Origin of the sequence: Campylobacter majalis (assembly GCF_905120465.1) — a bacterium.
GTDB classification, from domain to species: domain Bacteria; phylum Campylobacterota; class Campylobacteria; order Campylobacterales; family Campylobacteraceae; genus Campylobacter_A; species Campylobacter_A majalis.
Window position 1 is genome coordinate 1 of record NZ_CAJHOF010000029.1, and the last position, 10,441, is coordinate 10,441.

Genomic DNA, 10,441 nt, shown 5'->3' on the forward strand with positions numbered 1-10,441 from the left:
TTTTATTCTACACTTAAAAGAGTGTGAATTTAGGTACAATAACAAAGAAAATCTCTATCAAATTTAGTAAAATTGATAAGAGAAAATTCTCTTAAGTTAAAGAGAGCCTAAATTTTAAACAAACTCGGCTATACCGAGTGTTACACTTGGCTTTGGTTGCTACTCTTATTTTAGACTTGATAGATTTTGCAAATAAAATCTTAAAATTTAGTGAATTTCTAGGCAAAGTTTATGTAAAATTTTAAAAGAGATTAGAATTTGCACTAAAAAGGTGTAGTCTTAAAAAGCAACGAGCAAAGCACTTTTGCAAAGTAAAATTTGCCTTAATATGGCAAGAGTGAAACGAAGCAGGTTTGCGTAAAACAAGTGTAACACTCGGTATAGCCGATGTTTTCTTGAAAAGCTTCTTAAGCTCTAAAAGGCGATGGTAGCGACTAAATCAAACCACTACATAATAAATTTTTCATTTCTTAAAAAATATTTAAAATTTATTATTATTAAATTTATATTTATTATTTTAAAATTTGACTTTTTTTGATAGAATAACCGATTTTTAACAAAACAAGGTGAAAGCAAGTGTGCTTTTTGGGGATTTTGGATAAGTTTATTTAAGCAAATGAATTAAAAAGGTGGATGAAGTGAGACTATTTGGAACAGATGGAGTTAGGGGCAAGGCTGGAGAGAAGCTATCGGCAATGACAGCTATGAGACTAGCAATGGCGGCTGGAGTGTATTTTAGAAAGCATTCAAGCACAAATGTAATACTGCTAGGCAAAGATACTAGAAAATCAGGCTACATGATAGAAACGGCTATAGTGGCTGGGCTAACGGCTGTGGGGTATAATGTGCTTCAAATAGGTCCGATGCCAACTCCAGCGGTGGCGTTTTTGACTGAAAATATGCGTTGCGATGCTGGTATCATGATATCTGCATCACATAATCCATACTATGATAATGGCATAAAGTTTTTCGATCAAAATGGCGATAAGCTGGATGAAAATATAGAAGCTGAGATAGAAAAGATATACTACGATGATGAAGCTATACTTAACGCACAAAAGCAGATGGCAGAAATAGGGGCAAATAAACGTATCGATGATGTCATAGGTCGCTATATAGTGCAGATTAAAAACTCATTTCCAAAAGAGCTAAATTTAAAAGGGCTACGTGTCGTGCTAGATGTGGCAAATGGTGCTGCGTATAAGGTCGCTCCGACTGTGTTTAGTGAGCTTGGAGCGGATGTGATAGTGATAAATAATGAACCAAATGGAAGCAACATCAATCAAAACTGCGGTGCGTTGCATCCTGAAGTGCTTGCTGGCGAAGTTAAGCGTTTAAGGGCTGATTTGGGCTTTGCGTTTGATGGTGATGCGGATAGGCTGGTGGTAGTTGATGAGTGTGGCGAGATAGTGCCAGGCGATGCGTTGCTTGGTGTGCTTGGTGTGTTTTTGCATAAGCAAGGACTACTTAATGGTGGAGGTATAGTGGCTACGATAATGAGTAATGCTGCTTTGGATGATTATTTAAAATCCAATAAATTAAAACTAATTCGCTCAAATGTCGGCGATAAATACGTGCTAGAAAAGATGAAAGAGCATGGCATGAATTTTGGCGGAGAGCAAAGCGGACATGTGATATTTGGCGATTATGCTAAAACTGGCGATGGGCTAGTAACGGCGATGCAAGTTGTCGCAATGCTGCTTAAAGAGCGTAAAAAAGCAAGTGAAATTTTTGCCGCGATTAAGCCATATCCGCAAATTTTGCTAAATTTAAAAATCAGCAACAAAAAACCTCTTGATGGTATAGCCGGGCTAAGTGAGCTTGAGAGTAGTTTAGCAAGTGATGGCATAAGATCGCTATTTCGCTACTCTGGCACAGAAAACGTCATAAGGTTATTGCTAGAGGACAAAAATCAAGCACTCATAGAAAAGCGCATGGATGAGGTCAAGAAATTTTTTGTAAAAGCTTTAAATGCGTAGAATTTTGATTATTTTTACGCTAGTTTTTATGGCGGTTTTGGTGCTAGATCAGTGCATAAAATGCTTTTTTGTGCAGACAAATTTCACAATGCTTGGCGAGTATATTGATTTGGTGCTAACATATAATAGGGGCGTTGCATTTTCGTTATTTGAGTTTTTTGGTGAGTGGCTTAAATGGATACAAATAGGGCTGATAGTAGGGATATTTGGCTATCTTGTTTATGAAAAAACACTGCTTAAATCACACACCATTGAGCTTGGAGCGATTTTGGGTGCTGGGGTATCAAATGTGCTTGATAGGTTTAATTATGGTGGCGTGGTGGATTATATATTTTGGCATAAGTGGTTTAACTTTGCTGTGTTTAATCTGGCTGATGTAATTATAAATTTAGCTGTTTTTGGCATAATTTTAAAAAGCTTTTTTAACAAGAGTAAGAAATAGCTTGTTTTTGAAATTTAATTAACAAAGGATTGTTGATGAATAACGTTTATATCGCATATGGACTTTGGTTCTTTTTGGGTTGGCTTGGGGCTCATAGGCTTTATTTGGGTAAATTTATCAGCGGATTTTGTATGATGGCTCTGTTTTTTCTAGGCTCAACATTTGCTTGGATTCTTGTTGGGTTTGTGTTTTGGGGAGTATGGGGCATATGGTGGATAATTGATGTGTTTTTGGTCGGAAAATATGTTGATGAGAACGTCGCACGGCAAGAGTTAAAAGACGAGCTTAAATTTCGTGATAAGACGGACGAACTAAAAAAACTATATGAACTATATGAGAGTGGCGAGATAAGCAAAGCAGAGCTTGAAGCCAGAAAAGAGATGCTTTTTAGATAGGACTGTTTAGTCAGATAGTCAAAATAAAGGAGAAAAAGTGGCGGAGTATTATTTATACTTTAAGTTTTTACACTTTGTGTTTTTCATATCGTGGATGGCGATGCTGTTTTATCAGCCTAGACTTTATGTATATCATGCTGAAAATATGGATAAGCCTGATTTTGTAAGGGTGGTTGAAGTCATGGAGTATAAGATGTATAAATACATCGGATATCCTGCGATAATCGGCTCATTTGTGACTGGTTTGCTTATCATTATGGCGATGCCAGATCTGCTAAAAACTGGGCATATACATGTGAAACTTTTAGTCGTTGTGCTTATGGCGGCGTATCATTTTCATCTGGGTTCTTATATGAAACAGCTAAAGGCAAAAACCTGTAAAAAAGATGGAATGTTTTTTAGAGCGTATAATGAAGTACCGACTGTAGCGATGTTGGTAATTATATGGGTGATGATAGTAAATCCGTTTTAATTTAAATCCCAAGCTCATAGTGGGCTTGGGACTATTTAGCACAAATACTTGCTTGATTAGGTTTAACTTTAGTAAAACTATACTTGATTAATTTAATCTGACTATACTTAATAATGGCTTTGTTATTAAATAATTTTATACTTGTTTTGCCTTTGGTTTAAATTGCTTTGCTACGCTCACAACTTTACAAAAAATAGTTTTATTTAATCGCAAAGAAATTTAAAATTTTTATTTAAATTAAAAGCTATAAAATAAATTTGCAATATTTTTAAAAACTACTAACGCATAAACGACTAAAAAATACAAATGAGTGAAAGATACTTTTATTTCGCTTGCGTTTATAGCTTTTAAAAGAGGCAAAATAATGGTTTTAGTAAAAATAAAAATGTCAAGTTCATATCTAAAAGATATTTTGTCAAACATCGTAAAAATGAGTTTTAGCTCTGCTATGTTTGGATTAAATTTATTTGCTCATATCAAGCTTTAGCACTTGCTTAACTTTATAAAGGCTATAATCTATCAAAATGAGCCTTTAAATCACGTATGCTTTCATGTGCTGTTAAATCCAATTTAATAGGCGTGATTGTGGCGTAAGCATTGTTAATCTCGCTTAAATCGCTTTCGTAATCAGTCTGGATAAAATCTAGTCTAGCATTGCCTATCCAATAATACTCAATTCCACGCGGATTGCGATTGACACTAGCGTCGGTTGCGTATTTTCGCCTACCAACTGGCACGACTTTGTAGCCTTTAAATGCTGATTTGCTAACGGCTGGTATATTGACGTTTAAAAATTGTCTTTTGGCTAAAACAATATCATTTAAAAGCACCTTTTTTACGATATCTTTTACAACATCACGAGCTAAATCAAACCCAAGTTCATTTAATGAGTTGTTCTTGTAAAACTGCGAAAATGCAATACTTTTAATGCCTTGTAACGCACCCTCCATAGCTGCACCACATGTGCCAGAATACGTAATGTCCTCGCCTAAATTTCCACCATGATTAATACCAGATATAACTAGATCTGGCGTTTTTTTAAAAAGTGCGTGAAGTGCAAGATAGACGCAATCGCTAGGCGTAGCGTCATCAAGCTTAAAAAAATCATCATCAACTTTGATAAATCTAAGTGGTTTTGTGAGCGTCAAAGAGTGAGCACATGCTGATTTTTCAGTGCTTGGAGCTACAATCGTGACACGGACATTGTTAAGCTCTAAAAGTGCCTTTTTAAGCTCTAAAATACCTTGTGCCTCGTATCCGTCGTCATTTGTTATTAAAATTTCAAACATTTTTATCCTTTTTTAAATTATACATTTTATGAAATTTGGCAACAATAAAAAGCAAAACACCAGCCCCAAAACAAAGCACAAAAAATAGCATAAAAAACTCAAAAAGACTACATATCTCATAGCCAAAGATATTTGGATACTCGCTTGGCAAACCATTTTGCTTTAAAATTTCAAGCGTATCGTCTGAAATTTCACCCTTGCTGTTTAAAATTTCTTTTAAATCAATACCAAGCTGATTTGCTAAAATAAACTTATCAGATGTTGGCGGTAGCAGTGATGCCAATGTCCCGGACAAGGCGTATCCAGCTGCATTTGCTAAGTAAAATATACCAAAAATAAGTCCAAGTAGTCTTTTAGGCGAGAGTTTTGCCACGAGTGCAAAACCTATAGGCGAGACCAAAAGCTCGGCACAAGTATGCAAAAAATAAAGCAGCAAAAACCACTTAATATGAAGTAAATTTTCTCCTAAATCATGCACCTTAAAAGCTATAATAAGATAACTAACGCCAAGCAAACAAAGTCCAAAAGCTTGTTTGTTTAGGCTATTTGGTTCTATGTTTTTGCGTCCAAGCTTGATATAAAATGCTGAAAACAAAAATGACAAAATAAGCACAAATAAAGGATTAAACATACTTATCATTGAAGGTGGCACATCAAAACCAAATAGACTTCTATCCATTTGGTTGTTTGCAATAAAGGTCAAAGATGAGCCGATTTGTTCAAAACTAGCCCAAAAAAACACAATAAAAATCGCACTAATAAAAATAGTAATGATGTTTTCTCGCTCGATTTTATCAAGACTCTTATCAAGCAAGACATAGCAAATCATCGACACGCCAAAAGCATAAATGGCTGGATAAAGATACATTTTAACAACGTTTTGAGTAGATGAGACATAACAAATCAGCAAAAATATAGCTATAAAAACAACAGATGAGATGAGTAAATTTCGCTTGTTATATTTCATTCCTTGAGCGTGTTTTGGCGTGAAATTTTCATCATTTTTACTAAACAGTGCAAAAATCACAATCCCAACAATCATAGCAATAAAAGCAGATAAAAACCCCCATTTAAACGCTGAGATATCACGAACTCCACCAGCTACTACATCGCCAAAATAAGGCACGACAAAAGAGCCGATTAAAACGCCTAAATTTAAAAAGAAATAATACGAGCTAAAAACAGCATCCATGCTAATGTCTTTTGGTGCTTTGATGCTAAGTAGTGCTGTAATACTTGGCTTGAAAAATCCATTGCCAAACATAACCAAAATGGCACCACATAACGCAAAACCAACGCTACTAAAACCGCTAGCACTCACAAAAAACAAAAGTTGAGCGACTGCCAAGAATGCACATCCTAGCAACACACTTTTATGATATCCTAAAAATCTATCCGCTAAAAATCCACCAACAATAGGGCAAAGATAACTAAAAGCCAAAAATCCACCATAATAAAGTGCAGCATCGGACTCACTAAATCCTAAAAAATGCACCAAAAAAAGTGCAAAAATCGCTCTCATGCCGTAAAAATTAAACTTCTCCCACATCTCTGTGCTAAATAAAACCCAAACTTTTTTCAATAATGCTCCTTTTTAATTTTATAAATTTAACTAGGTAAAATTTCATCTATACTTTTTACGCATAGCTTGACTGCTCTTTTGCACTCATATTTTGTGATATTTAAAGGTGGGTTAAAATATATCACATCGCCAAGCGGACGAAGCAAAAGCCCATTTTTAAGTCCAGCTTTGTATATCTCATAGCCAATGCGTCGCTTTGGATCAAAGCTTAATTTGTGCTTTTTGTCTTTTACTATCTCAATAGCATTAATTAGTCCGATTTGTCGTATTTCGCCAACATTTTTATGATTTAAGAGTGCTGAGTTTAAAAGCTCATTTAGATAAATGGCTGTGTTGTTTGATACTGTTAAAATGTCAAATTTAGCAAAAATTTCAAGCACACCAAGTGCAGCAGCACAGCCTAAAGGATTTCCTGCATATGTGTGAGAGTGCATAAATGCTTTATGCTCATTATATGGGGCATAAAATGCGTTGTAAATTTTGTCCGTTGTAGCAACAATTGACATTGGCATGTATCCGCCAGTTAAGCCCTTTGATAGTGCCATAATATCAGGCGAAATACCTGCATGATCAAATGCAAACATCTTGCCAGTTCTTCCAAATCCAGTAGCTATCTCGTCAGCTATCAAAAGCACACCATACTCATCACAAATCTCACGCAGTTTTTTAAGATAAAGTGGCGGATATATACGCATACCAGCTGCACCTTGCACTAATGGCTCTATGATGATAGCCGCCGTCTTATCGCCATAACGCTCAAACTCACGCCTAGCATAAACAAAACATTCACACTTGCAACTACAACGCATTTGATTAAACTCACATCTATAGCAATCGGGTGATTTTATACGAATTACGTCCATTAACATCGGCTTATAAATTTTAGCGTATAAATCTAATGCACCAACGCTTAACGCACCTATTGTCTCGCCATGATAGCCACCATCAAGACACATGAAGCGAGTTTTGTGTGGTTTGTCGGTTTGGTATTGATACTGAAATGCCATTTTTAAAGCACTTTCAACCGCCGAACTTCCATTGTCGCTAAAATTTAGTTTATTTAATCCTGCTGGTAAAATTTTAACAAGCTTACATGCTAAATTTATAGCCGTTTCGTGGGTAAAATTTGCAAATATTACATGCTCTAAAATATCAAGTTGAGCCTTAATGCGTTCATTTATAATCTCGTTTGAATGCCCAAAAAGATTGCACCACCACGAGCTTATAATATCCATATAGGGCTTATCGTTTTCATCATATATATAGATGCCTTTTGCCCTTTTTACAACAATTGGTGCTAATGTCTCATAATCATGCATCTGTGAGCAAGGATGCCAAATATGCTTTAAATCAAGCTCTACTAAGCTCAAAATTCCCCCCCCCTTTTTTTTAAGCTAATTAACAATACTGTGCAAAAATGCTTTTAAATTTTTATGTAAGTTATTAATATCAGAGCTGTTATCAATCACAAAAGTTGCTTTTTGTTTTTTAGTCTCGATATCGATTTGAAGTTCAACGCGCCTAGTTGCCTCTTGTAAATTTAAACAATTTCTAGACATTATGCGTTTTATTAATTCGTGTTTTGGTGCGTAAATAACGGCGACTTTATCTAGCATAGAGTATGTATTAATCTTTTCAAAATATAACGGAATATCGACAAAATAAAGCTCGTTTTTGCTTTCTAAGAGCGTACATTCATTAAAAATTTTATCTCTTATTTTTGGATGAAGTAAATTTTCAAGCCATGCTAAATTTTGAGCATCGTTAAAAACTATTTCGCCAAGCTTAGCTCTGTTAATGACGCCGTTTTTGACGACATTATGAAATTTAGCACTTATTTGGTTAATGCAAGAATTTAACGCTTCGTGTGCGATATCATCTGCATCCACTACTGCATATCCTTGCGATTTTAACCACGCACTAGCCGTGCTTTTGCCACTGCCAATTGAGCCAGTAATCACAACTGCGTTTTTAAATTTATTCATAATTAAACCTTTATTTTACTGCGATTTTAGCAAAAATTGGTTAAAATCAGCCCAAATTTTAAGGATCAAAAATGATAACATACAAAGATGCTGGTGTAGATATAGATGCTGGAAATGATTTTGTAAATGCGATAAAACCATACGTAAAATCGACCTTTACTCCGCTTGTAATTGGTGGCATTGGATCGTTTTCTGGTGCGATACGTCTGCCTAGTGGATATAAAAATCCAGCCATTTTAGGTGCAACTGATGGTGTCGGCACTAAGCTACGTCTAGCAATAGATACAAATCGCTTAGATACGATAGGTGAAGATCTAGTCGCAATGTGTGTAAATGATCTAATTTGCAATTTTGCAACTCCGCTGTTTTTTTTAGACTATTACGCCACAGCCAAACTAGACATAAACTCAGCACAAATTGTAGTACAAGGTATAGCCAATGGATGCAAAAAGGCAAGTTGTGCATTAATAGGTGGCGAAACTGCAGAAATGCCATCTATGTATAAGCAAAATGACTTTGATCTGGCTGGTTTTGCTGTAGGCATGGCAGAGATAGATGAGATAGATCGCACAAAATATGTTAAACAAGGTGATGTTTTACTAGCACTTTCATCAACTGGACTGCATTCAAATGGATACTCATTAGCTAGAAAAGTGCTAAGCGAAAAAGGGCTGAAATTTGATGATTTAATCGGCGAAGAAAGGCTTATTGATCTACTTTTAAAACCAACTAGAATTTACGTAGATGAGTTTTTAAAGCTAAAAGACAAAATAAACGCATTAGCACATATTACAGGTGGGGGACTGGTTGAAAATTTACCACGAGTTTTTCCAAACGGACTTGGTGCCGTAATAGATAAAAATGCTATAAAAATGCCAAAAATGTATGAAATTTTTGATGGAATTGTTGATGAAAATGAGCTTTATAGGACATTTAACGCTGGTGTTGGCATGGTGCTAGTTGTAAGTGCACAAAATGAAGAATACATCATAAAAAACTCAGATGCATATAAAATAGGCGAAGTTGTAAGCGGTAGTGGAGTTAGGATAGTTTAATAAACAACTGGAGAAATTAATGAGTATTGCTATAGGATTTATAGGTGGTGGAAATATCGCTCAAGCGATGATGTCGGCACTAAAAAATGAATATGAAATTTACGCTTACGCAAGAAGTAAAAATGATGAAATCGCTAAAAAATTCAAAGTCAAAATTTTACCAAACGAAATTGAAGTGGTTAAAAATTGCGATTTAGTTTTTTTAGCCATTAAGCCAAAAGATTATGAAAGTGTCTTACAAAAGATATCCGATACAAATAAGACTATAGCTTTACTAGCTCCAAATTTTACAATCTCTAAGGCAAAAGAGATAGCAAACAATGCAAAAATCATTCGCATCATGCCAAATACTGCAATCACTATACAAAAAGGCGTGAGTGCTGTGGCATTTGATGAAAGTTTTAGCAAAAACGATAAGGAAAAAATAGTTAAAATTTTAAACAACACTGGCGAAATTTACGAAATAGATGAGAGTTTGTTTGCAACATTTACTGGTATTGCCGGTAGTTTGCCAGCGTATGTTTTTGTATTTATTGAGGCTTTGGCTGATGCTGGCGTGCTTAATGGGATTTCACGCGATTTAGCATATGAAATCGTTTCAAATGCTGTTGCTGGATCGGCAAGTCTTGTAGCAAAAACAAAGCAACATCCAGCCATATTAAAAGATGCCGTATGCTCACCAAATGGCACGACAATACAAGCACTTAGGGTATTAGAGAGCAAAAATTTTCGCTCTAGCGTAATTGAAGCTGTAAATGCATGCATACAAAAGGCAAAATCATAATAGCCTACGGCATTGCAATGATTGCAAATTTTGCCTTATCTTGGTAAATTAACAGCCTATTTAGCATAGCCTTAAATACTATCTCTAGCTATTTAAAAAATACTAAAATATATTACACTTTAAATTTTAAAATCAAACAAACTAGCTTTAATTTTTCTTACTAATTTAATAAAACTTTATATAAATTTTCATTGTATTGTGCCTAAATTTGCTATTTTACAAGCAACAATAAATAAAACCAAGAGCCTTAATTTTGTTTATGTGATTTTATTTGCTTAAAAAATGCATTATCTACATTTATGCTTTTTAATAAGATTAATTTTACTCTAATTTTGCTAAGTTGATTAAATCACCCCCAAACCCACCACAAGCTTAGGGATGATGTAGTGTTAATTAAAAGCGTTTAGTTCTAACTTCTGCAACTATCTCTTTAGCCATGCTATCTACTTCAGATGTTA

The 10,441-nt window shown here is 35.0% G+C and carries 11 protein-coding genes and 1 pseudogene; 8 read left to right on the plus strand and 4 right to left on the minus strand.

Annotated features, from left to right (window positions below):
* From LQU93_RS09480 to LQU93_RS10000, 6 genes and pseudogenes are all read left to right on the plus strand, one after another.
* Window positions 1-111, plus strand: a pseudogene (locus tag LQU93_RS09480) (IS1595 family transposase); the annotation flags it as partial.
* A 527-nt stretch (window positions 112-638) separates the two neighbouring features.
* Window positions 639-1,979: a phosphoglucosamine mutase gene (gene glmM / locus LQU93_RS09485; RefSeq protein WP_229933645.1), complete on the plus strand. Its 1,341-nt coding sequence runs from the start codon at window positions 639-641 to the stop codon at window positions 1,977-1,979.
* Window positions 1,972-2,421: a signal peptidase II gene (lspA, locus tag LQU93_RS09490; RefSeq protein WP_229933646.1), complete on the plus strand. Its 450-nt coding sequence runs from the start codon at window positions 1,972-1,974 to the stop codon at window positions 2,419-2,421. Before glmM ends, lspA begins: the two co-directional genes overlap by 8 nt.
* 35 nt (window positions 2,422-2,456) lie before the next feature.
* Window positions 2,457-2,816, plus strand: coding sequence for an NINE protein (locus LQU93_RS09495; protein WP_229933647.1), 360 nt, complete (start codon window positions 2,457-2,459; stop codon window positions 2,814-2,816).
* Between the two features lie 37 nt (window positions 2,817-2,853).
* Window positions 2,854-3,288, plus strand: a complete 435-nt coding sequence (gene hemJ / locus LQU93_RS09500; protein WP_229933648.1) for a protoporphyrinogen oxidase HemJ — start codon at window positions 2,854-2,856, stop codon at window positions 3,286-3,288.
* A 364-nt stretch (window positions 3,289-3,652) separates the two neighbouring features.
* Window positions 3,653-3,775 carry a hypothetical protein gene (locus tag LQU93_RS10000; protein ID WP_268250069.1) on the plus strand — a complete coding sequence of 41 codons (123 nt, stop codon included), beginning with the start codon at window positions 3,653-3,655 and terminating at the stop codon, window positions 3,773-3,775.
* A gap of 22 nt (window positions 3,776-3,797) precedes the next feature.
* Here the strand turns inward: LQU93_RS10000 and surE are convergent, their stop codons facing one another.
* Genes surE through coaE form a run of 4 tightly spaced genes read right to left on the minus strand, consistent with a single transcriptional unit; the run spans window position 3,798 to window position 8,144 of the window.
* Window positions 3,798-4,577: a 5'/3'-nucleotidase SurE gene (gene surE / locus LQU93_RS09505; protein WP_229933649.1), complete on the minus strand. Its 780-nt coding sequence runs from the start codon at window positions 4,575-4,577 to the stop codon at window positions 3,798-3,800.
* The gene (locus LQU93_RS09510) at window positions 4,570-6,159 is read right to left on the minus strand and encodes a peptide MFS transporter (protein ID WP_229933650.1); all 1,590 of its coding nucleotides are present in this window, start codon (window positions 6,157-6,159) and stop codon (window positions 4,570-4,572) included. Before LQU93_RS09510 ends, surE begins: the two co-directional genes overlap by 8 nt.
* Window positions 6,160-6,185: 26 nt before the next feature.
* Entirely contained in the window at window positions 6,186-7,529 is a 1,344-nt protein-coding gene (gene bioA, locus LQU93_RS09515) for an adenosylmethionine--8-amino-7-oxononanoate transaminase (protein WP_229933651.1), read from the minus strand.
* A 24-nt stretch (window positions 7,530-7,553) separates the two neighbouring features.
* The gene (gene coaE / locus LQU93_RS09520; protein ID WP_229933652.1) at window positions 7,554-8,144 is read right to left on the minus strand and encodes a dephospho-CoA kinase; all 591 of its coding nucleotides are present in this window, start codon (window positions 8,142-8,144) and stop codon (window positions 7,554-7,556) included.
* Between the two features lie 71 nt (window positions 8,145-8,215).
* Between coaE and purM the strand changes: the two genes are divergently transcribed.
* Both purM and proC read left to right on the plus strand, forming a co-directional pair.
* The gene (gene purM / locus LQU93_RS09525; RefSeq protein WP_229933653.1) at window positions 8,216-9,199 is read left to right on the plus strand and encodes a phosphoribosylformylglycinamidine cyclo-ligase; all 984 of its coding nucleotides are present in this window, start codon (window positions 8,216-8,218) and stop codon (window positions 9,197-9,199) included.
* Between the two features lie 19 nt (window positions 9,200-9,218).
* A complete protein-coding gene (proC, locus tag LQU93_RS09530; protein WP_229933654.1) occupies window positions 9,219-9,983 on the plus strand; it encodes a pyrroline-5-carboxylate reductase in 765 nt (254 codons plus the stop codon).
* Window positions 9,984-10,441 lie beyond the last annotated feature (458 nt).

What these genes read in the sequence shown, in the direction of transcription:
- lspA (WP_229933646.1), top strand. Translation starts at nt 1,972, where the DNA reads ATGCGTAGAATTTTGATTATTTTTACGCTAGTTTTTATGGCGGTTTTG.
- LQU93_RS09495 (WP_229933647.1), top strand. Translation starts at nt 2,457, where the DNA reads ATGAATAACGTTTATATCGCATATGGACTTTGGTTCTTTTTGGGTTGG.
- LQU93_RS10000 (WP_268250069.1), top strand. Translation starts at nt 3,653, where the DNA reads ATGGTTTTAGTAAAAATAAAAATGTCAAGTTCATATCTAAAAGATATT.
- surE (WP_229933649.1), bottom strand. Translation starts at nt 4,577, where the DNA reads ATGTTTGAAATTTTAATAACAAATGACGACGGATACGAGGCACAAGGT.
- coaE (WP_229933652.1), bottom strand. Translation starts at nt 8,144, where the DNA reads ATGAATAAATTTAAAAACGCAGTTGTGATTACTGGCTCAATTGGCAGT.
- purM (WP_229933653.1), top strand. Translation starts at nt 8,216, where the DNA reads ATGATAACATACAAAGATGCTGGTGTAGATATAGATGCTGGAAATGAT.
- proC (WP_229933654.1), top strand. Translation starts at nt 9,219, where the DNA reads ATGAGTATTGCTATAGGATTTATAGGTGGTGGAAATATCGCTCAAGCG.